At 72.2% G+C, this 21,608-nt stretch carries 14 protein-coding genes and 1 pseudogene; 2 read left to right on the forward strand and 13 right to left on the reverse strand.

Annotated features, from left to right (window positions below):
* Positions 1-3: 3 nt before the first annotated feature.
* From AB0I82_RS22780 to topA, 4 genes are all read right to left on the reverse strand, one after another.
* Positions 4-1,596 (reverse strand): alpha/beta hydrolase, encoded by a 1,593-nt coding sequence (locus AB0I82_RS22780; protein WP_363259184.1) that lies wholly within the window; start codon positions 1,594-1,596, stop codon positions 4-6.
* A gap of 194 nt (positions 1,597-1,790) precedes the next feature.
* Entirely contained in the window at positions 1,791-3,023 is a 1,233-nt protein-coding gene (locus AB0I82_RS22785; protein ID WP_363259185.1) for a DNA polymerase III subunit delta', read from the reverse strand.
* A 192-nt stretch (positions 3,024-3,215) separates the two neighbouring features.
* Positions 3,216-6,590, reverse strand: coding sequence for a dTMP kinase (gene tmk, locus AB0I82_RS22790; RefSeq protein ID WP_363259186.1), 3,375 nt, complete (start codon positions 6,588-6,590; stop codon positions 3,216-3,218).
* 206 nt (positions 6,591-6,796) lie between these two features.
* A complete protein-coding gene (gene topA, locus AB0I82_RS22795) occupies positions 6,797-9,646 on the reverse strand; it encodes a type I DNA topoisomerase (RefSeq protein ID WP_363259187.1) in 2,850 nt (949 codons plus the stop codon).
* A 492-nt stretch (positions 9,647-10,138) separates the two neighbouring features.
* Between topA and AB0I82_RS22800 the strand changes: the two genes are divergently transcribed.
* Positions 10,139-10,609, forward strand: a complete 471-nt coding sequence (locus tag AB0I82_RS22800) for a DUF2752 domain-containing protein (RefSeq protein WP_363259188.1) — start codon at positions 10,139-10,141, stop codon at positions 10,607-10,609.
* 71 nt (positions 10,610-10,680) lie between these two features.
* On the opposite strand, the gene AB0I82_RS22805 is transcribed toward AB0I82_RS22800, so the two are convergent.
* From AB0I82_RS22805 to bldG, 6 genes are all read right to left on the reverse strand, one after another.
* A complete protein-coding gene (locus AB0I82_RS22805; protein WP_363259189.1) occupies positions 10,681-10,878 on the reverse strand; it encodes a hypothetical protein in 198 nt (65 codons plus the stop codon).
* A gap of 156 nt (positions 10,879-11,034) precedes the next feature.
* Positions 11,035-12,627, reverse strand: a complete 1,593-nt coding sequence (locus tag AB0I82_RS22810) for a methyltransferase (protein WP_363259190.1) — start codon at positions 12,625-12,627, stop codon at positions 11,035-11,037.
* A gap of 132 nt (positions 12,628-12,759) precedes the next feature.
* A complete protein-coding gene (locus AB0I82_RS22815) occupies positions 12,760-13,332 on the reverse strand; it encodes a small secreted protein (RefSeq protein WP_363259191.1) in 573 nt (190 codons plus the stop codon).
* Between the two features lie 215 nt (positions 13,333-13,547).
* Positions 13,548-15,944, reverse strand: coding sequence for a sodium-translocating pyrophosphatase (locus AB0I82_RS22820; protein ID WP_363259192.1), 2,397 nt, complete (start codon positions 15,942-15,944; stop codon positions 13,548-13,550).
* 726 nt (positions 15,945-16,670) lie between these two features.
* Positions 16,671-17,126 (reverse strand): ATP-binding protein, encoded by a 456-nt coding sequence (locus AB0I82_RS22825; RefSeq protein WP_363259193.1) that lies wholly within the window; start codon positions 17,124-17,126, stop codon positions 16,671-16,673.
* A gap of 110 nt (positions 17,127-17,236) precedes the next feature.
* Complete coding sequence (gene bldG / locus AB0I82_RS22830; RefSeq protein ID WP_030260174.1) at positions 17,237-17,578, reverse strand: anti-sigma factor antagonist BldG; 342 nt, start codon at positions 17,576-17,578, stop codon at positions 17,237-17,239.
* 55 nt (positions 17,579-17,633) lie between these two features.
* Between bldG and AB0I82_RS22835 the strand changes: the two genes are divergently transcribed.
* Positions 17,634-20,186, forward strand: a complete 2,553-nt coding sequence (locus AB0I82_RS22835) for a DEAD/DEAH box helicase (RefSeq protein WP_363259194.1) — start codon at positions 17,634-17,636, stop codon at positions 20,184-20,186.
* A gap of 104 nt (positions 20,187-20,290) precedes the next feature.
* Here AB0I82_RS22835 and AB0I82_RS22840 read toward each other — a convergent pair.
* The 3 genes and pseudogenes from AB0I82_RS22840 to AB0I82_RS22850 form a co-directional block, all read right to left on the reverse strand.
* A pseudogene (locus AB0I82_RS22840) lies at positions 20,291-20,503 on the reverse strand (Rv3654c family TadE-like protein); the annotation flags it as partial.
* 157 nt (positions 20,504-20,660) lie between these two features.
* A complete protein-coding gene (locus tag AB0I82_RS22845; RefSeq protein ID WP_363259637.1) occupies positions 20,661-20,987 on the reverse strand; it encodes a TadE family type IV pilus minor pilin in 327 nt (108 codons plus the stop codon).
* 61 nt (positions 20,988-21,048) lie between these two features.
* Positions 21,049-21,555, reverse strand: coding sequence for a DUF4244 domain-containing protein (locus AB0I82_RS22850; RefSeq protein ID WP_363259196.1), 507 nt, complete (start codon positions 21,553-21,555; stop codon positions 21,049-21,051).
* Positions 21,556-21,608: the final 53 nt, after the last annotated feature.

The raw sequence follows: 21,608 nt of genomic DNA on the forward strand, positions 1-21,608 counted from the left end.
TGGTCAGGAGCAGCGCTTGTTCTTGGCGGGGGGTGTGCCCTCCAGCAGGTAGGTGTTCACGGCGGTGTCGATGCAGTCGCTGCCGCGGCCGTACGCGGTGTGCCCGTCGCCCTCGTACGTGAGGAGGCGGCCGGAGGAGAGCTGGGAGGCGAGGCCGCGGGCCCACGGGTAGGGGGTCGCCGGGTCGCGGGTGGTGCCGACGACGAGGATCGGGGCCGCGCCCTTCGCTTCGATGCGGTGCGCCTCGCCGGTGGCCTTGGCGGGCCAGTACGCGCAGTTCAGCGGGGCCCACGCGAAGTTCTCACCGAAGACCGGGGACGCCTTGCGGAAGGTGGGGAGCGCGGACTCGACCTGGGCCGGGGAGGAGAAGGCCGGGGGAAGGTCCAGGCAGTTCACCGCGGGGTTGGCGAACATCTGGTTGGCGTAGCTGCCGTCCGGGTCGCGCTCGTAGTACGTGTCGGAGAGGGCGAGCAGGCCGCTGCCGTCGCCCTTCTGCGCCTTGGTGAGGTACTCGCGCAGCAGCGGCCAGGCCGACTGGTCGTACATGGCGGCGATCACACCACTGGTCGCGAGGGACTCCGTGAGCTCGCGGGAGTCGCCGGTGGCGATCGGGCGCGCGTCCAGGCGGCGGAAGAAGGCGGAGAGCTGCTTGCCGGCGTCGGCGGTGCTCTTGGTGCCCAAGGGGCAGTCGCGCTTCTTGATGCAATCGGCGGCGAAGGAGTTGAAGGCGGTGTTGAAGCCGGCGGTCTGGTCCTCGTTGAGCTGCCGGGAGGTCAGGGAGGGGTCCATCGCCCCGTCCAGCACGAGCCGGCCGACGCGGGAGGGGTACAGCCCGGCGTACGTCGCGCCGAGGAAGGTGCCGTACGAGGCGCCCACGTAGGTCAGCTTCCGGTCGCCCAGGACGGCGCGGAAGATGTCCATGTCACGGGCCGCTTCGACCGTCGAGACATGGCCGAGCACCTTGCCGGAGCGGGTCTTGCAGCCATCGGCGAACTTCTTGTAGGCGGTGGTGAGCTTCGTCTGCTCCGCCTTGTCGTCGGGCGTCTGGTCGACCTGCGTGTACCCGTCCATCTGCTTGTTCGTGAGGCAGCGGACCGGCTCGCTGCGGGCCACGCCGCGCGGGTCCATCGCGACCATGTCGTACCGGGCCTTCACGGCGGCGGGCTCCGGCGCGTACTGCTGGAGGTAATTGATCGCCGAGGCGCCGGGGCCGCCCGGGTCGACCATCAGGGAGCCGATCCGCTTGCCGGGCCCGGGGGCCTTCTTGCGGGAGACGGCGAGCTTCAGGTCGGTGGCGCGGCTGGGCTTCGCGTAATCGAGCGGGGCCCGGAGGGTCGCGCACTCGAAGCCCTTGGGGCCGCAGGAGCGCCAGCTGAGCTTCTGGTCGTAGTACGGGCGCAGAGCCGCCGGTACGGCCGTGGGCAGCGGGTCCAGGGGCTTGGTCGCCTTGTCGCTCTCCGGGCGGGCGTCCGGGCCGTGCTGGGCCGGTGAGGCGACGGCGTCGCCGTCCGGGCTGCCCGGTTTACTGCAGGAGACGAGCAGCGCGGCGGCCGCGAGCACGGCGCCGGAGGTGCGGAGCAGACGGCTGGTGTCCATGGGTACGGTCCCTCGTTCGGCGGCGGTGGCGCACTCGGCTCGGTGACGATTGGTGACCAGTGGTGACAGTTGGCGACAGCTCTGGGGAGCGTATCGGTCCTGATGGGGTCATGCCTGGCGTTCTGCCCTCGTACGAGTGAGTTCGGCCGTCCGGCGGGTACGGGGCGTACTCGTACTCCGGGGTCCCGGGGCTCTCAGCCCGCGCGGAGGGCCGCCGTCATGGCCTCGACCGCCAGCAGCGGCGCGACGTTCCGGTCCAGGGCCTGGCGGCAGGCGATGACCGCCTCTATCCGGCGCAGCGTGCGCTCGGGGGTGGAGCCGTTGGCGATGCGCTGGACGCTGTCCCGTACGTCCTCGTTGGCCAGCTCGGCGGCCGTGCCGAGCTGGAGCGCCAGGACGTCACGGTAGAAGCCGGTCAGGTCGGTGAGGGCGAGGTCCAGGCTGTCCCGCTGGGTACGTGTGGAGCGGCGCTTCTGCCGGTCCTGCAGCTCCTTCATCACGCCCGCCGTGCCGCGCGGCAGCCGCCCGTTGGTCCCCGCCGCGGCGCCCAGCGCGGCCCGCAGCTCCTCGGTCTCCTTGGTGTCGACCTCCTCGGCGACCTGCTTGGCGTCCTCGCCCGCCGCGTCGATCAGCTCCTGCGCGGCCTTGAGGCAGCCGCCGATGTCGTCGACGCGGAGCGGGAGCTTGAGCACGGCGGCGCGGCGGGCCCGGGCCCGCTCGTCCGTCGCGAGCCGGCGGGCCCGGCCGATGTGCCCCTGAGTGGCGCGAGCCGCGGCAATGGCGGCCGCGGGCTCGATGCCGTCGCGGCGCATCAGCATGTCGGCCACCGCGGACGTGGCAGGCGTACTCAGCGTCAGCAGGCGGCAGCGGGAGCGGATGGTGGGAAGCACGTCCTCGATGGAGGGGGCGCACAGCAGCCAGACCGTGCGCGGCGCGGGCTCCTCGACGGCCTTCAGGAGGACATTGCCCGCGCCCTCGGTGAGCCGGTCGGCGTCCTCCAGGACGATCACCTGCCAGCGGCCGCCGGCCGGTGACATCGAGGCCCGGCGGACCAGGTCGCGGGTCTCCTTCACGCCGATGGACAGCAGGTCCGTACGGACCACCTCGACGTCGGCGTGCGTGCCGACCAGCGCGGTGTGGCAGCCGTCGCAGAAGCCGCAGCCGGGGGCGCCGCCCAGCGCGCGGTCGGGGCTCACGCACTGCAGGGCGGCGGCGAAGGCGCGCGCGGCGGTGGACCGGCCGGACCCGGGCGGCCCCGTGAACAGCCAGGCGTGCGTCATCCTGGACGCGCTCATGGACTCCGGCGCGGACTCGGGCGCGGCGGCGCCCGGCTCCTCCGCCGTGACCAGGGCGTCCGCGTCCTGCGCAGCGGCGGCGAGCTGCTCCTTCACCCGCTCCTGACCCACCAGGTCGTCCCACACCGCCATTGCCGCTCCGCCGTCCTGTCCGTGTCCTGCCGTAACCGCCGCCGCACGAGCGGCCCGTCGGAGTCCATTGTGGTGGACGGCACCGACAATCCGTTCCGCCTGTGGATAACTCCGGGCCGGAGGGGGCCCGCGGTACCGGAAAAGCCACCGGCCCCCGGTACGCGTACGTACCGAGGGCCGGAGAGGCGGGGATCAGCGGCGGCCCCAGCGGCCGCGGCGCTCCTCCTCTTCCTCCGTGTCGCGCGGGCCGAGCAGCTCGTCCGCGAGGGTCGGGAGGTCGTCGAGCGGGGTTTCCTCGGCCCACTCCGGGCGGCGCCGTCCGGCGCCCGGCCGCGGCTGCTGTTCGTACTGGGAGTGCGGCTGCTGCGGCGCGTACGACTCGTACGGCGACTGCCCGGTCCGGCCCGGGGACGGCAGGCCCGTCGCCGGGTCGATCTGCGGCAGCTCGGCCGTGCGCTCGGTGCTCGACTCGGCGGCGGGACGGCGCGTGCCGCCCTGCTCGGGACGGAACATCCACGACGGCACCCGGTCCTCCGGGCCCTCGGGGCGTACCGGCGGCAGTACGGCGGTCTCGTCGGCCGCGCCGCTGTGCGCCGCGTCCTCGGGGCGTACGGAGGGCAGTACCGCCGTCTCGTCGGCGGCACCGGAGCGCGCGGAGGGCGCCCGCCGGCCGTCACCGGACCGGTCGTCCGGGGCCGTCCGGTCGTCGTCACCATCGCTGTCCGCAGCCGGCTCCGGCTGCGGCAGTACGGCGGTCTCCTCGGAATCGGAGCCGGAGCGGGAGTCCGAGCCGGAGCCGGCGCCCGTACGGTCGGCCGCCTCGCCCGAGCCCGCGCCCGGCCGCGCCGCCTCCTTGTGCATGTCCACCCGCGGCGTCCCACCGGGCACGGTCTCCGCGGCGTCCCGCGGCGCGTACTCCTTGCGCATGCTGACGACCGGCGTCTCCGTGGTCGGCGCATCGGAGTCGTGCAGCCCCTCCGCCGCCGAGGCCGCGGCGAGCCGGGCCTGCTCGGCACGGAGCAGCGCCTCCTCCGCCTTGCGCTGCTTCTCCAGGCGGCGCTCCTCGGCCTCCTGGCGCAGCCGCTTCTCCTCCTCGTGCTGCCGGCGCAGCCGCTCCCGCTCGGCCTGCCGGGCCGCCTCCTCGGCCTCCCGGCGCTTGCGCTCCTCCTCGGCCTGGCGGCGGGCCTCCTCGGCACGCTGCCGGGCCTCTTCCGCCTGCCGGGCCTCCTCGCGCGCCTTGGCCGCCTCGATCTCGCGGCGCTTGCGCTCCTCCTCCTCGGCGCGCAGCCGGGCCAGCTGCTCCTGGCGCTCGCGCTCCTGCCGCTCCTCCTCGGCCTTGCGCGCCGCCTCTTCCTCGGCCTTCTTGCGGGCCGCCTCCTCGGCGGCCTTGCGGGCCTCGGCCTGCGCCTCGACCTCGGCCTCGGAGAGCGGCAGCACCTGGTCCAGGCGGTGCCGTACGACCGTGGTGACGGCCTCCGGCTCCAGCCCCGCGTCGACGACCAGGTAACGGGCCGGGTCGGCGGCGGCCAGCGTCAGGAAGCCGTTGCGCACCCGCTCGTGGAACTCGGTGGGCTCGGACTCCAGCCGGTCCGGCGCCTCGGTGAAGCGCTCGCGTGCGGTCTCCGGGGAGACATCCAGCAGCACCGTGAGGTGCGGGACCAGGCCGTCGGTGGCCCAGCGGGAGATGCGGGCGATCTCGGTGGGCGCGAGGTTGCGGCCCGCGCCCTGGTACGCCACCGAGGAGTCGATGTACCGGTCGGTGATCACGACGGCGCCGCGCTCCAGGGCGGGCCGGATCACGCTGTTCACGTGCTCGGCGCGGTCGGCGGCGAACATCAGGGCCTCGGCGCGGTCCGACAGCCCGGAGGTCGAGACGTCCAGGATGATCGAGCGCAGCCGCTTGCCGATGGCGGTGGCGCCCGGCTCGCGGGTCACCACGACCTCGTGGCCCTTGGCCCGCATCCAGTCGGCGAGCGCCTCGACCTGGGTGGACTTGCCGGCCCCGTCGCCGCCCTCCAGGGCGATGAAGAAGCCGGTCGCGGCCGGGGCCTCGGCCGGGTCGCCGCCGCGCAGCGCCTCGCGCAGGTCACGGCGGAGCGAGACGCCCTGCCGGTCGTCGGTCTTGCCCAGTACCCACGCGGCGACCGGCAGCAGCAGCGCGCCGACCAGCATGAGCGTGAAGGCCGCGCCGCCGTGCGCGAAGACGAACGAGCCCGTACCGAGGTGGTGCGGGCCGATGGCCGCGGCCAGCAGCGGGGCGACGATCGCGGCGGGCGCGATCGCCAGCCGCACGACGGCGTGCAGGTGCTCGGTCGTACGGGAGCTGCGGAACTCCTCGGTCTCCTGGTCCAGCAGGGCGTGCCCGGTGTGCGCGGCGATGCCGGCGCTCACCCCGGCCAGCAGCGCCAGCAGCAGGACGGTGGTCGGGTCGGGCACCAGGCCCATGGCCAGCAGCGCGAGGCCGGTGACGGCCACGGAGAGGGCGAGCAGCCGGCGCCGGGAGAAGCCGGGCAGCACCTTACGGGCGCTGCGGATGCCGAGCACCGGGCCGCCGGTCAGGGCCAGTACGAAGAGGGCGAAGCCGACCGGGCCGCCCCCGAGGTCGCGGACGTGCAGCACGGTCAGGGCGACGGCCGCGGCGATCGCGGCGGCGACCGCGGCGCAGGCCAGTACGAGCAGCGGGATCGCGCCCGTACGCCCCTTGTCGAGGCCGGTGCCGGTCTTCGGGCGGCGCAGGCCCTCAAGGGGCGAGCGCGGACGCGGGGTCCGGACGCCGGGGAATTCGAGGAAGTACAGGATCGAGACGGACGCGGCGAACAGGCCGGCCGCGACGTACGAGCCGAGCGCCGCCTGGTGCGTGTGGAACCAGTCGATGCCCGCCCCCAGCGCGTTCCCGACCAGCGTGACAACCAGGAGGCCGGCGGCGGCGATGGGGAGCGCCACGAAGCCCGTGCGCAGCGAGAGGCGGCGCAGCGCCTCGTGGTTGTCCGGCAGTGGTCTCACGGCGTCGCCCTCGGCGGGCGGCGCGGGCAGCAGCGCGGGGGCCGCGCTCTCCCGGCACACCGTCCAGAAGCGCTCGGCGACACCGACGACGAAGGCCGTGATCAGTACGAAGGCCAGCGCGTCGCCCCGTACCCAGTCGATCCACAAGGGGGCGACGATGAGCAGCAGGGCACGCAGGCAGTCCGCGGCGATCATCGTCCAGCGGCGGTCCAGCGGACCATCCGGGGCGGTCAGCGCGGAGAGCGGGCCGAGCAGCACGGCACCGAAGAGCAGCGTCGACAGCAGCCGGGCACCGAAGACGGCGGCGACCGCGAAGGCCGCGCCCCGGTATCCGCCGCCGAAGGCCGCGACGCCTCCGTTGGGAGTGAAGACCGCCGCTTGGAGCGCGAGCAGCACCAGTACCAGGACGCCGAGGGCATCACCGATGCCACCGACGAACTGAGCGCTCCACAGCCGTTTGAGGGGAGGGAAGCGCAACAGGGCTCGCACGGCGCGCTCGCGGGAGTCCGCGGCGAGTGCGCCTGATGTGGGGGTCACGTCCGTTGGCTGCTCGGTACGCGTCATTCCGCCAGCCTAGCGGGATCCGGCGTGTCGCCGGATGCCCGCCCGAACAGAAGATCGGCCTCTGTCCGGGGCGGGCCTTGCCGGCAGCCGTCTGCGGCCACGTTGTGGCTGGTCGCGCCCACGCGGCGGAGCCGCACATCGGCACTCCCCGCGCCCCTGAGGGCTTGCGCCCCCGTCTCCCCGAAATCGGCCCTTCGGGCTCGTCCTCAATCGCCGGACGGGCTTGTCTTGGCCGCTGCCGTCTTCTTGGCAGCAGTCGTCTTCTTCGCCGCGGTCTTCTTGGCCGTCGTCTTCTTGGCGGCCGTCTTCTTCGCGGTCGTCTTCTTGGCGGCGGTCGTCTTCTTTGCCGGGGCCTTCTTTGCCGCCGTCTTCTTCGCGGCGGTCTTCTTCTTGGCCGGGCCCTTGGCGCGCTTCTCTGCCAGGAGCTCGTAGCCGCGCTCCGGGGTGATCGTTTCGACGTCGTCGTCGCGGCGCAGGGTCGCGTTCGTCTCGCCGTCCGTCACGTACGGGCCGAAGCGGCCGTCCTTGACCACGACCGGCTTCTCGCTGACCGGGTCCGTGCCCAGCTCCTTCAGCGGCGGCTTGGCGGCGGCGCGGCCGCGCTGCTTGGGCTTGGAGTAGATCTCCAGCGCCTCGTCGACCGTGATGGTGAAGAGCTGCTCCTCGCTCTCCAGGGAGCGCGAGTCCGTGCCCTTCTTCAGGTACGGGCCGTAGCGGCCGTTCTGCGCGGTGATGTCCACGCCCTCGGCGTCCTGGCCGACGACCCGCGGCAGCGACATCAGCTTGAGCGCGTCCTGCAGCGTGACCGTGTCCAGGGACATCGACTTGAAGAGCGAGGCCGTGCGCGGCTTGACCGCGTTCTTGCCGGTCTTCGGGGTGCCCTCGGGCAGGATCTCGGTGACATACGGGCCGTACCGGCCGTCCTTGGCGACGATCTGGTGGCCGGTCTCCGGGTCCGTGCCCAGCTCGAAGTCGCCGCTGGGCTTGGCCAGCAGCTCCTCGGCGTACTCCACGGTCAGCTCGTCGGGCGCCAGGTCGTCCGGCACGTCGGCGCGCTGGTGGCTGTCGGTGTCCTTCTCGCCGCGCTCCACGTACGGGCCGTAGCGGCCCACCCGGAGCATGATGCCGTCGCCGACCGGGAAGGAGGACACCTCCCGGGCGTCGATCGCGCCCAGGTCCGTGACCAGCTCCTTCAGGCCGCCGAGGTGGTCGCCGTCGCCGTTGCCCGCCTCGGAGGCGGCACCCGCGGCGTCGCCCTCACCGAAGTAGAAGCGGCGCAGCCACGGCACGGACTGGGCCTCGCCGCGTGCGATGCGGTCGAGGTCGTCCTCCATCTTGGCGGTGAAGTCGTAGTCGACGAGCCGCCCGAAGTGCTTCTCCAGGAGGTTGACCACGGCGAAGGACAAGAAGGACGGCACCAGGGCCGTGCCCTTCTTGAAGACGTAGCCGCGGTCCAGGATGGTGCCGATGATCGACGCGTACGTCGACGGACGGCCGATCTCCCGCTCCTCCAGCTCCTTGACCAGCGTCGCTTCGGTGTAGCGGGCCGGCGGCTTGGTGGCGTGACCGTCGACGGACATCTCGCGGGCGGTCAGCCCGTCGCCCTCGGCGACCTGCGGCAGCCGGCGCTCGCGGTCGTCCAGCTCGGCGTTCGGGTCGTCCGCGCCCTCGACGTACGCCTTCAGGAAGCCGTGGAAGGTGATGGTCTTGCCGGACGCGCTGAACTCGGCGTCGCGACCGTCGCTCGCGGTGCCGCCGAGCTTGACGGTGACGCTGTTCCCGGTGGCGTCCTTCATCTGGGACGCGACCGTGCGCTTCCAGATCAGCTCGTACAGCTTGAACTGGTCGCCGGTCAGACCGGTCTCGGCAGGGGTGCGGAAGCGGTCGCCGGAGGGGCGGATCGCCTCGTGCGCCTCCTGCGCGTTCTTGACCTTGCCGGCGTAGCTGCGCGGCTTCTCGGGGAGGTAGTCGGCGCCGTAGAGCTGCGTGACCTGCGCCCGGGCCGCCGCGATGGCGGTGTCGGAGAGCGTCGTGGAGTCCGTACGCATGTAGGTGATGAAGCCGTTCTCGTACAGCTTCTGGGCCACCTGCATGGTCGACTTCGCACCGAAGCCCAGCTTGCGGCTGGCCTCCTGCTGCAGCGTCGTCGTACGGAACGGGGCGTACGGGGAGCGGCGGTACGGCTTGGACTCGACCGAGCGGACGGAGAACTGCGTGTCCTCCAGCGCCGCGGCCAGCGCTCGCGCATTCGCCTCGTCCAGGTGCAGGACCTGGTCGGACTTGAGCCGGCCGTCGGAGCCGAAGTCGCGGCCCTGGGCCACGCGGCGGCCGTCGACGGTCGTCAGGCGGGCCCCGAAGGTGCCCGGGTCGGTCGCGTCACCCTTGCGGCCGGTGGCGAACGTGCCGGTCAGATCCCAGTACTCGGCGGAGCGGAAGGCGATGCGCTCGCGCTCCCGCTCGACGACGAGGCGGGTGGCCACCGACTGGACGCGGCCGGCCGACAGCCGCGGCATGACCTTCTTCCACAGGACCGGCGAGACCTCGTAGCCGTAGAGGCGGTCGAGGATGCGGCGGGTCTCCTGGGCGTCGACGAGCTTCTTGTTCAGCTCGCGCGGGTTCGCCACGGCGTCCCGGATGGCGTCCTTGGTGATCTCGTGGAAGACCATGCGGTGGACGGGGACCTTGGGCTTGAGGATCTCCTGCAGGTGCCAGGCGATGGCCTCGCCCTCGCGGTCCTCATCGGTGGCGAGGAAGAGTTCGTCGGACTCGGCCAGCAGCTCCTTGAGCTTCTTGACCTGGTCCTTCTTGTCGCTGTTCACGACATAGATCGGCTGGAAATCGGCGTCGACGTTCACGCCGAGGCGGGCCCACGGCTCGCCCTTGTACTTCGCCGGAACCTCGGCGGCGCCGTTCGGAAGGTCACGGATGTGCCCGACGCTCGCTTCGACGACGTATCCAGGGCCGAGGTAGCCCTTGATCGTCTTCGCCTTGGCAGGCGACTCGACGATGACGAGTCGGCGGCCGCCGCCTTGTGCGGTGTCGCTGGTCGGGGACAACTTCGCTCTTCTCTCCGGTCGGCGCTGGGGGGTACCTCGGGAGGGAATTCCCGAGGGCGACTCTGCGGTGACGCTGCGGAGTGTGACGGTACATCCCGCCCCCGTGTCAAACGGAAAAAGCCCACAACGCCACTCGAACGGTAACCCGAGTCCAGCCCTTCATGCCGCCCGGACCGCGCACCGCGGGCCCCGCCACTCGGCGTGATCATGCGCCGCAGGGGGGCGGCGGAAGGGGCCGCGAGGGGGCGGCCGACGGCGCTGCGTGCCGCGGAAGGGGATACTCCGGATCCGGCTCCGGCAAACGCTCCGGAGCTGGAACGGAAGGGGTTCGGAAGGTATTCCGTTTCCGTGTTCCATCCGCATTTCTCCCGGGCCTTTCCGGGGCTGTGCGCGACCCCCCGGGGGTACCGGACGGGGGCCCGGTACCGGCGCGCGGACGGCTGACAGGATGGGTGGCGGGTCACACACGGACGTCTTCGGGGGGCACAGGGCATGACGAGCGAGCGCGACGTCCTCGCCGGCGCGGTTCCGGCGCCGCCGGCACCGCCGATCCCGGGCGCGTCGGAGGACGGGCGGCGGGTGCGGCGGGCGACTCTGCTGGGCGCCGCGGCGGTGACCGGTCTCACGGCGGCGGCCTGCGCCTATCTGTGGCACACCGACCCGCACCAGCCGGGCCGGCTGCTGCCGCGCTGCCCCTTCAACGCCATGACCGGCCTGCTGTGTCCGGTGTGCGGCGGTACCCGCATGGTCTACGACCTGCTGCACGGCGATCTGTCCGCCGCCTTTCACGACAACGCGGCGCTGCTCCTCCTCGGAGTGCCGCTCGCCGCGTACGTGGGCGGGCGGCTGCTCTACGAAGGGCTGCGGGGGCGCCGCTACCGCCCCCGGCCGACACCGCGCGCCCTGGCCGCGGCCCTGACGACCGCGGTCGTCTGGGGCGTCGTACGGAACGTGGTGGGCTGACCGCCTTACGGGGGCGAGGGCCGCCCTACAGGGGCGAAGGCCGCCCTACGGGGGCCAGGGCCGCCGCCCCGCTATGCGGCGGACAGCAGCCAGCAGCCGACCGCCAGGAACAGCGTGCCGAAGAGCGCGGTCATGGTGACCGCGAGGGGGCGGCTCACGCCGTGGGCGACCGGCGCACGGAAGCTGACACGCGCCACCAGCCAGAGCAGCAGTCCGCCGCCGAAGAGCGCGAAGGCGGCACCGGAGAACACCGCGGGTCCACTTTCCATACGGGCACCCTGGCACTCCCGTACGGCCCGCGGGCGAACAGCGGGTGAACGCGCGCGGCTACTCCCCCGTACGGGCTTCACATCCCCCGGTACGTAGCGTTTCCCCGGTACGTACTGCTGCGAGCCCGCCGTCCCCCCGTAAGCCCGCCTCCGCCGTCAGCCCTCCCCAGGGGCCGCGGCCGCCACCGGGCCGTCGACCGGCTCCAGGAAGCCCTGTTCGACCAGCATCCGGATCGCCTCCGGCGTGCGGTCCCGCAGCATCACCGGGTCCTCGCCGACCAGTTGGGCGATGGCGTCCAGGATGCGCCCGGCCGGCAGCGAGCCGTCACAGACCCCGGCGAAGCCCGCACCCACCGTGTCGACCTTCGTCGCCCGGCGCATACCGCGGTTCTGACGGAGCACCACATGCTCCGGGTCCTCCGCGCCCGGCAGCCCGACCTGCTCCTGCACGACCTCGGGAGCCAGCTTGAACCGCCCGGCCAGCAGCGCCGCGTCGTCCGTGGCCCGCAGATAGTCCTGGCGCTCGAAGTGGCGGAGCACCGCGGGGCCCAGCGGCTGCTCGACCGGATGCGGCCACTCCTCGATCGTGATCGAGGGGTCCTCGGCGCCGGACTTGCGCAGCGTGATCCACCCGAAGCCGACCGCCTTCGTCTTGCGCGCCTCGAACTCGTCCAGCCACGCCTCGTACCGCGCCGCGTACTCCTCCGGGTCGGCGCGGTGGTCGCCGGCGTCCCGCAGCCACAGCTCGGCGTACTGCGTGACGTCCTGCACCTCGCGCTGCACGATCCAGGCATCACAGCCGCGCGGCACCCATTCGCGCAGCCGGTCGCGCCAGTCCTCGCCCTCGACGTGCTGCCAGTTGGCCAGCAGCTGGCAGTACCCGCCGTCGTTCAGATGGCCTGCGGCCTGCTGCACCAGCGTGCGGCACAGGTCGTCGCCGCCCATGCCGCCGTCCCGGTACGTCAGCCGCGCGCCCGGGGAGATCACGAAGGGGGGATTCGAGACGATCAGGTCGTACGTCTCCTCGCCGACCGGCTCGAACAGCGAGCCCTCCCGGAGGTCGGCGGGCTGCGCACCGGAGAGCGCGAGGGTGAGGGCCGCGATGCGCAGCGCCCTCGGGTTCAGGTCCGTGGCGGTGACCTGGGTGGCGTACTGGGCGGCGTGCAGCGCCTGAATGCCGGAGCCCGTACCGATGTCGAGTACCGAGTCGAAGGACGGGCCCGCGGCCGGGGCGCCGCCCTGGGGGCGCAGCGTGAGCCCGGCGAGGGTCGTGGACGCGCCGCCCACGCCGAGCACCAGCTCGGCGCGGTCCACGTCGGCCGGGCCGCGGCCGATGCCGCCCGCGCCGCCGACCGCGCAGCCCAGGTCGGAGACGATCCACCAGTCCTGGCCCTCGGGGCCGCCGTACGGCCGTACGTCCACGCTCGCGCGCACCTCGTCGCCGTCCCGGACGAGCCAGCCGTCGGCGAGGCAGTCGTCCAGGGGCAGCGCGGCGCCCGCGCGGGCGGCCGGCACCGGCTGCTGGAGCAGGAAGAGCCGCACCAGCGTCGCCTGCGGGCTGTCGCCTCTCGTGGCGCGCAGGGCCGGCACGGTCTCGCTGCGGGCCAGCGCGGCGTAGGCGGTGGCGCCGAGCAGCTCCAGCAGGCCGTCGGCGGTGAAGCCGGCGGCCAGCAGCGCCTCCCGCAGCCGGGAGGTGCGGGCGGCGGACTCGGGGTCTCGGTCGTCTGCGACGGGGAGGTGCGTACTCACGCTCCCATTGTCAGGGCAACCACTGACAGCGAACCACCGCCACGACGGCAGCGGCCCGGCCGGCCCTCTCCGGAGAGGGTTTCCCTCCGCTCTCCGGGGACCGACCGGGCCGCACGGCCCATATGCGCAGCACTATGAGCTCTTCTTGGGCGAAGCCGTCGTCTTCTGGGTCTGGCAGCCCTTCTGACCCGCCATCGCCTTGCCGACGTCGCCGGACTCCAGCTTCTTGAAGGCGGCCTCGCTCTTCTTGTTGAGCTTGTTGATGCCGTCCGAAAGCGAGCGCAGCCCGTCGGCGAACTTCTGCTTGTCCTTCGTGTCCAGCCCGTCGACCTGCTTCTTGAGGTCCGCGTAGCCGGAGGAGAGCCCGTTCAGCTCCTTGACGGCGTTCTTCTGGTCCGCATCGCCCCCGTCGACCGGCGGGGCGCCGGCCTTCTTCAGGGACTGCGCCAGCGAGCCGTACGCGTCCGAGATCTTCTGGAACGCCTGGGAATCGGTCTGCTGGACCTTCTTGGAGTCGGTGCTGCCGTCGTCAGCGGTCTGCATCGACGCGTTGGCGTCCTGGATCTGCTTGAACTGAGCCTGCGCCGGGTCGCAGAAACGCTTGGCCCAGTCATTGAGCTTCTTGTTGCTGTCGTCGCTGCAGCCGGTCAGCGCGAGCACCAGTGCCGCACCGCCGGACAGTGCAGCCACAAGCTTCTTGTTCACCGGATTGGTCCCTTCCATGGCTCTCGGCCCCGGAACATACACGCCCAGAGGGCTTTGACCATGAGACGAGCATCCCGTACGACCCGCATTGAAGCCATTTGCACCAAGGGACGGTGACCGATAACTCTCGTATCCGGCACGCCGACGGGCGGGTGCCCGAGGCGTACAAAACACCTCGGGCACCCGCCCGTTGAGCGGTTGTGCCGGTCCCCCCGCTAGGAGGCGACCGCCGGGTCGGCCGTCTGAGCGACCTTCCCCGAGTTGTCTTCGTCACCCACGGCGATGCCGCGGCGCTTCGAGAGGTACACCGCGCCCACGATGATGAGCATCGCGATGACCGCGACCCCGATCCGTACGCCGGCGTTCGCGTCATTGCCGTAACTGAACTTCACCACGGCCGGCGCGATCAGCAGCGCCACGAGGTTCATCACCTTCAGCAGCGGGTTGATCGCCGGGCCCGCGGTGTCCTTGAACGGGTCGCCCACGGTGTCACCGATGACGGTCGCCGCATGCGCCTCGCTGCCCTTGCCCCCGTGGTGGCCGTCCTCGACCAACTTCTTGGCGTTGTCCCAGGCGCCGCCGGAGTTGGCGAGGAACACCGCCATCAGGGTGCCGGTACCGATCGCGCCCGCCAGGAACGAGCCGAGCGCGCCGACGCCGAGCGAGAAGCCGACCGCGATGGGGGTGAGCACCGCCAGCAGGCCGGGAGTCGCCAGCTCGCGGAGCGCGTCCTTGGTGCAGATGTCGACGACCCGCCCGTACTCGGGCTTCTCGGTGTAGTCCATGATCCCGGGCTTCTCCCGGAACTGCCGGCGCACCTCGAAGACCACCGAACCGGCCGACCGGGACACCGCGTTGATCGCCAGCCCCGAGAAGAGGAAGACGACCGCGGCGCCGATGATCAGCCCGACGAGGTTGTTGGGCTGCGAGATGTCCAGGCTCAGCCCCATGCCCGTGGCGGCCTCGCCCACCTCGCCCACGGCCCTGGCGATCGCGTCCCGGTACGACCCGAACAGCGCGGCCGCCGCGAGCACCGCCGTGGCGATCGCGATGCCCTTGGTGATGGCCTTGGTGGTGTTGCCGACCGCGTCCAGGTCGGTGAGCACCTGCGCGCCGTCGCCCTGCACGTCGCCGGACATCTCGGCGATGCCCTGCGCGTTGTCGGAGACCGGCCCGAAGGTGTCCATGGCGACAATGACGCCGACCGTGGTCAGCAGGCCCGTACCGGCCAGCGCGACCGCGAACAGCGCCAGCATGATGGACGTACCGCCCAGCAGGAACGCGCCGTACACGGCGAGACCGATCAGCACGGCCGAGTAGACCGCCGACTCCAGGCCGATGGAGATGCCCGACAGTACGACGGTCGCGGGGCCGGTCAGCGAGGTCTTGCCGATGTCCCGTACGGGGCGCCGGTTGGTCTCGGTGAAGTAGCCGGTCAGCTGCTGGATGAGCGCGGCGAGCACGATGCCGATGGCGACCGCGACCAGGGCCAGCACGCGGGGGTCGCCCGCCCGGCCGGTGATCGCGTCGTCGGTGACGCCGGTCAGGCCCGCGTAGGTGGACGGCAGGTACGTGAAGGCGGCGATGGCCACCAGTACCAGCGAGATCGCGGCGGAGATGAAGAAGCCGCGGTTGATGGCGGTCATGCCGCTGCGGTCGGAGCGCCGGGGCGCGACGACGAAGATGCCGATCATCGCCGTGACGACGCCGATGGCCGGGACGAGCAGCGGGAAGGCGAGACCGGCGTCCCCGAAGGCGGCCATGCCGAGGATCAGCGCGGCGACCAGGGTGACCGCGTACGACTCGAACAGGTCGGCGGCCATACCGGCGCAGTCGCCGACGTTGTCGCCCACGTTGTCCGCGATGGTCGCGGCGTTGCGCGGGTCGTCCTCGGGGATGCCCTGCTCGACCTTGCCCACCAGGTCGGCGCCGACGTCGGCGGCCTTGGTGAAGATGCCGCCGCCGACTCGCATGAACATGGCGATCAGCGCGGCGCCCAGGCCGAATCCTTCCAGCACCTTCGGGGCGTCCACCGCGTACACGAGGACGACGCAGGAGGCGCCCAGCAGGCCGAGGCCCACCGTGAACATGCCGACGACCCCGCCCGTACGGAATGCGATCTTCATCGCCTTGTGCGAAACGGCGGTCAGATCACGGGGCGCCGTGTCGCCTTCGGCCGGAGTGGCTTCGCGGGCGGCCGCGGCGACGCGCACATTGCTGCGCACCGCGAGCCACATGCCGATATAGCCGGTGGCCGCGGAAAATCCCGCACCGATCAAGAAGAAGGCGCTGCGCCCGATGCGCTGCGTCCAGTTGTCGGCGGGCAGCAGCATGAGCAGGAAGAACACCACGACGGCGAATACGCCGAGGGTGCGCAACTGCCGTGCGAGATAGGCATTTGCGCCTTCCTGCACGGCAGCGGCGATCTTCTTCATACTGTCGGTGCCCTCGCCGGCCGCGAGCACTTGCCGTACCAGTACGGCCGCGACGGCGAGCGCCGCCAGTGCCACGAGGGCGATCACCAGCACCATGCCGCGGTTGCCGCTCGTCAGCGATGGCTCGGCCAGGTATGTGGGGGTGTCGAGCATCTGAGGGGTGTAAGGCCCCGCCATTCGTCCTCCTTGACGTTTGGCACATGGGCGCGCGAATGCACGCTCAGGCGTCCTGAGCAAAGATGTGGACGGATTGTAGGGAGCCGCACTAGATCAAAACAGTACGCGTCAAAGGGAATTCGCCTGCAGCCGCGAAGATCAATAGGTGATCGCTCCGAGAATTCGCCCGAAAGACGGAAAGCAGCAAATTCGCTGACCGCATCCGGATGATCTCGCTGTCCTATTGAACGCCGCTGCTCAGAGCGGCCGCACGAGATCCTTTTCGCGCAGGCCGCACGGGGCGCGCCGCGGAGCAACGGCCTCCGCTCCGGCGCCCGGCGCCGACGGAACGGCTCGCGTGTGCGTACGCGTACGAACATGTAGGCGCGTACGTAGGCCCGCCGGTACAGCTGCGCGCGACGCTCAGTGGACGCGGGGGCTGGACGCGAGGGCTGGACGCGGGGGTTCGCTTCGGGCGGCCGCTGAAGGCCGCTGGCAGGGCGGTGTGCGGCCCAGGGCACGCCGGGCGGGGTGCCGGCGGGGCAGGGCCGTCAGAAGGCGCTGTGAGGGCGCTACGAGGAAGCCCTGCGAGGGCGCTCGGTCGGCCCGGAGTCATCGGGCTGTGGCGGGGCCCTGCCAGGACGGGGCCGCCCCGGGCTCACGGGAGTACCGGTCCGGGCTTACGGCAGTACGGGTCCGGACTCACGGCAGTACGGGGCCTGGAGTTACGGCAGTACGGGGCCGGGCTTACGGCAGTACGGGGTCCGGGACCGTCGGCCAGCTCATGCGGATGACGCCACCGGTCTCGCTGGAGGACACCTCGACGTCGTCGACCAGGCCGCTGATCACCGCGAGGCCCATCTCGTCCTCGGCCTCGTCGCCGGTCACGGATTCCGCGCCGTCCGGCTCGCCGCCGGCGCCCTGGACGCCCGGCTCGGATCCGGCGGGCGTCCCCGGCACCTCGTCACCGACCTCGATGGAGAACTTCTTCTCGTCCTCGATCAGCATGACCGTGATGGGCGCGGTGACGTCGTTACTGCGGTGCAGACCCACCGCACGGCTGCACGCCTCACCGACGGCGAGGCGGACCTCGTCGAGCACCGCCTCGTCCACCCCGGCCCGTCGCGCCACGGCGGCCGCGACCAGACGCGCGGTCCGTACGTGCTCGGGCAGGGCGCTGAAACGAAGTTCGACGGTGGCCATTGCCATCCCCCTCGATATGCGGGCGTGCTAGGCAGGGGGCCGGACGCGTCGTCCGGTACCCCCCACTGCTTCCTGCCCCCGTGCACACGGCACGGGGCACCGAACAGCCGTCAGTCGGTTGCCGCGACGGCCTCGTCGACCGAGGTGTGAATCGGGAACACCTTTGTCAGTCCGGTAATGCGGAAGATCTTAAGAATGCGCTCCTGGTTGCAGACCAGGCGCAGCGAGCCCTCGTGGGCACGCACCCGCTTCAGGCCACCCACCAGCACGCCGAGCCCGGTGGAGTCGAGGAAGTCGACGCGCTCCATGTCCACCACGAGGTGGTAGCTGCCGTCGTTCACGAGCTCGACCAGCTGCTCCCGCAGCTTGGGCGCGGTGTATACATCAATCTCGCCACCGACGTCGACGACCGTACGGTCGCCAACGGTACGGGTCGACAGGGACAGGTCCACGGATCCTCCAGCACCTTGCTATCGAGCGGTCGCCCCCCATGGATCGGCAGCCGCGATGGCATTCAATCACTTACCAGCAGGCGCGCACGACGCCTTAAGAGCATTGTCCGTCACTCCGGTGACACACTCGGTGCCGATGGCCTCCAATCAACCGCCTCCGGATGCGGGTGCGCGCCCCTCCCCGGGCATGGTCCTCGACCGTCTCGCCAGGGGAGAGATCCGCGCTACGCGCATCACCCATACGGAGCACTTGCCCCCGCGGATCGGCAGCCATGCCGACTGGCCCGCATCTATCCGTACGGAAGTGATCGACGCCATCCGTACCGCCGGCATCGAGCGCCCCTGGAGTCACCAAGCCCGCGCGGCGGAGCACGCGTTGCGCGGCGAGTCGGTCATCGTGGCCACCGGCACCGCCTCCGGAAAATCGCTGGCGTATCAGGCCCCCGTGCTGTCGGAGCTGCTGGACGGTGCCGAGGCGCCCAACGGGCGGGGGACGACCGCGCTGTACCTCGCTCCCACCAAGGCGCTCGCCGCCGACCAGCGGCGCGCCGTACGCGATCTGGCCGCCCCGCTGGGCACGGCGATCCGCCCGGCCGTGTACGACGGCGACACGCCGGTCGAAGAACGCGAATGGGTGCGTCAGTACGGCAATTACGTCCTCACCAACCCCGACATGCTGCACCGCGGCATCCTCCCGGCCCACGCCCGCTGGTCCTCCTTCCTGCGCGCGCTGCGCTACGTGGTCATCGACGAGTGCCACACCTACCGCGGCGTCTTCGGGTCCCACGTCGCGCAGGTGATACGCCGGCTGCGCCGGGTCTGCGCGCGCTACGGCTCGGAACCGGTCTTCCTGCTGGCCTCCGCCACCTCCGCCGAGCCCGCCGAGTCCGCCGCCCGGCTCATCGGCCGCCCCGCCGTGCAGATCACCGAGGACACCTCGCCGCGCGGGGAGGTCGTCTTCGCCCTCTGGGAGCCGCCGCTGACGGACCTGCACGGCGAGCAGGGCGCTCCCGTACGCCGCACCGCCACCGCCGAGACCGCCGACCTGCTCACCGACCTCGCCGTACAGGGCGTCCGCAGCGTCGCCTTCGTACGCTCCCGGCGCGGCGCCGAGCTGATCGCCCTGATCGCGCAGGAACGCCTCGCGGAGGTCGACAGATCGCTGCCCGGGCGCGTCGCCGCCTACCGGGGCGGCTATCTCCCCGAGGAGCGCCGCGCCCTGGAGCGCGCCCTGCACACCGGCGACCTCCTCGGCCTCGCCGCCACCACGGCGCTCGAACTGGGCATCGACGTTTCCGGCCTGGACGCCGTCCTCATCGCGGGCTATCCCGGCACCCGCGCGTCCTTGTGGCAGCAGGCGGGCCGTGCGGGCCGGGCAGGCCAGGGCGCGCTCGCCGTGCTCGTCGCCCGCGACGACCCCCTGGACACCTACCTCGTCCACCATCCCGAAGCCCTCTTCTCCCAGCCGGTCGAGTCGACCGTGCTCGACCCCGACAACCCGTACGTCCTCTGGCCCCACCTGTGCGCGGCTGCGGCGGAGATCCCACTCGGCGAGGAGGACTTGGCCCTCTTCGGCCCGGAGGCCCCCGATGTGCTCGCGGGCCTGGAACGCCGCCGGCTGCTGCGCCGCCGCGGCAAGTCCTGGTACTGGACCCGCCGCGAACGCGCCGCCGACCTCACCGACATCCGCGGCCAGGGCGGCTCCCCCGTCCAGGTCGTGGAGGCCGCCACCGGCCGGCTGCTGGGCACGGTGGACGAGGCCGCCGCGCACTCCACCGTCCACGAGGGCGCGGTGCACCTGCACATGGGCCGTACGTACGTCGTGCAGCACCTGGACCTGGAGGACAGCGTCGCCCTGGTCGAGGAGTCCACGCCGCCCTGGTCCACGACCGCCCGCGACACCACCGCCATCTCCATCCTGGAGACCGACACCGAGGTGCCGTGGGGCGACGCGCGCCTGTGCTTCGGCTCCGTCGAGGTCACCAACCAGGTCGTCTCCTACCTGCGCCGCAAACTGATCACGGGCGAAGTGCTCGGCGAGACCAAACTCGACCTCCCGCCGCGCACGCTGCGCACCCGCGCCGTGTGGTGGACCATGACCGAAGACCAGCTCGACGCGGTCCGGGTCAGTCCGGAACAGCTGGGCGGCGCCCTGCACGCCGCCGAACACGCCTCCATCGGCATCCTTCCGCTCTTCGCCACCTGCGACCGCTGGGACATCGGCGGCGTCTCGGTCCCGCTGCACCCCGACACCCTGCTGCCCACGGTCTTCGTCTACGACGGCCACCCCGGCGGCGCGGGCTTCGCGGAACGCGCCTTCCACACCGCGGCCGAATGGCTCACCGCCACCCGCCAGGCCATCGCCTCCTGCGAGTGCGACGCCGGCTGCCCCTCCTGCATCCAGTCCCCCAAATGCGGCAACGGCAACGAACCACTCCACAAACGAGGCGCCGTGCGATTGCTTACGGAGCTGCTGCGGGGGGCGGCGGGGGCTGGGGTTGGTGCCGGGGCGACCGAGGCCGGGGCCGGGGCCGGGGGCACTGCTGTCCCTGGCGGCGGGTCCACTGCTGGGGCCGAGGCGGGGGCCGGTGGGGATGGCGGCGGTTGATTTCGGGGTGGGGGCACGCCGGTCGGGTTCAGGAGTGCGTCCGCCGGGCCCGCCCGGGAGCGGATGCGCGGGGCGAAGGGTCCCGCCCGGGCCTCGGCCGACACGTCGGCGACGGCGGCCCGTACCGCACACCGCACCAGCCGGGCACCCTGCGCCGCCGCGACCCGACGGGCCGCGCCGCACGCCTCCCCCTCTCCGTACACGCTCCGCGCCGAGGCGGCGAGAGCCGCCAGATCCGCGGCCGCACCAGCCCTGTGACGGGCCATCACGGCCTGGCCCAGCACGATCACCACGGCGAACACCGCGCACAACGCCATGCTGCTCACCGCTACCCAGACCGTCGCTGAGCCCCTGTCTCCCTGCCGTCTCCGCAGCTCACTGCTGCACCGTCTCCACGGCTCATCCCTGCGCCGTCTGCTCGGCAGCTCACCACTGCGCCGTCTCGGCAGCTCACCGTGCCTCCCGCGCCGCGGCTCACCGCCCCACCGTCTCCTCAGCAAGAGCGACCGCCTCCCCTCTGAGCGTCATGGCCAGCGGCCCCAGCGCCGGAGCCGCCGCCACGACCCGTACGCGCACCAGGTCACCCTCCCGTCGCAACGCCACCCGCGCCCCGCGCGGGGCGGCCGCCCGGGCCGTGGCCAGCGAGGCGCCCTCGGGCTCCGAACGCGCCGCCGCCCTGGCTCCGGCACGGGCCGCGTCCACGCACTGGATCTGCGCGCACACCGCCATCAGCCCCCACAGGAGCATCGCCACGAACAGCACCAGCGTCGGAATCACCACCGCCGCCTCGGCCGTCACCATCCCCCGATCGGCAGCCGCCTTCAGCGACACGGCTGTCGGCTCGGCGGCCCCGCCGACCGGGTCAGACCTGGACATGGAGCGCCTTGCCGATCACCGAGCTCAGGGCCGAGCTCACCGCCCCGCTCGTCACGACCTTGAAGAGCACCGCGGCGAACGCACAGGCCGCCAGCGTTCCCATAGCGTACTCGGCCGTCGCCATGCCGCGGTCCACCCTCTGCCGCAGCGCAGCACGCCGACGCCGGCCCCACTCGCCCCTGAAGTACCCGGCCCGGCGCCTCGCCGCCAGTCGCCCCGTCACCTTCCTGTAGTCGAGACACGAGGCGGCCCAGGCGGCCCACGCCGCGGGCCCGCCTGCCACCGTCACCGCATCCCGGCCTTCCCCGGCGGCTGTGGTCGCCCCGGCCCTCGCCTCACGTACGGCGCTGCCGGCCGCAGCCGCCCACGCGGGCACGGGAGTTCGCCCTTCGGATGGCGCGGCAGCCCCCTGTCCGCCCCTCGTCGCGATGTCCAACGCCTTCTCGGACGGCGTCGTCGGCTGTCCGGACGGCTTACGTGCTGCTGTTGTCATGAGATCCCCCTGATGGAATGGCAGTTACTGCGTCGTTGTTCTGTTCGTTTGGC

Origin of the sequence: Streptomyces sp. NPDC050315 (assembly GCF_040655775.1) — a bacterium.
Taxonomy (GTDB): Bacteria; Actinomycetota; Actinomycetes; order Streptomycetales; family Streptomycetaceae; genus Streptomyces.

What these genes read in the sequence shown, in the direction of transcription:
- AB0I82_RS22780 (WP_363259184.1), bottom strand. Translation starts at nt 1,596, where the DNA reads ATGGACACCAGCCGTCTGCTCCGCACCTCCGGCGCCGTGCTCGCGGCC.
- AB0I82_RS22785 (WP_363259185.1), bottom strand. Translation starts at nt 3,023, where the DNA reads ATGGCGGTGTGGGACGACCTGGTGGGTCAGGAGCGGGTGAAGGAGCAG.
- tmk (WP_363259186.1), bottom strand. Translation starts at nt 6,590, where the DNA reads ATGACGCGTACCGAGCAGCCAACGGACGTGACCCCCACATCAGGCGCA.
- AB0I82_RS22800 (WP_363259188.1), top strand. Translation starts at nt 10,139, where the DNA reads ATGACGAGCGAGCGCGACGTCCTCGCCGGCGCGGTTCCGGCGCCGCCG.
- AB0I82_RS22805 (WP_363259189.1), bottom strand. Translation starts at nt 10,878, where the DNA reads ATGGAAAGTGGACCCGCGGTGTTCTCCGGTGCCGCCTTCGCGCTCTTC.
- AB0I82_RS22820 (WP_363259192.1), bottom strand. Translation starts at nt 15,944, where the DNA reads ATGGCGGGGCCTTACACCCCTCAGATGCTCGACACCCCCACATACCTG.
- AB0I82_RS22825 (WP_363259193.1), bottom strand. Translation starts at nt 17,126, where the DNA reads ATGGCCACCGTCGAACTTCGTTTCAGCGCCCTGCCCGAGCACGTACGG.
- AB0I82_RS22835 (WP_363259194.1), top strand. Translation starts at nt 17,634, where the DNA reads ATGGCATTCAATCACTTACCAGCAGGCGCGCACGACGCCTTAAGAGCA.
- AB0I82_RS22845 (WP_363259637.1), bottom strand. Translation starts at nt 20,987, where the DNA reads ATGGTGACGGCCGAGGCGGCGGTGGTGATTCCGACGCTGGTGCTGTTC.
- AB0I82_RS22850 (WP_363259196.1), bottom strand. Translation starts at nt 21,555, where the DNA reads ATGACAACAGCAGCACGTAAGCCGTCCGGACAGCCGACGACGCCGTCC.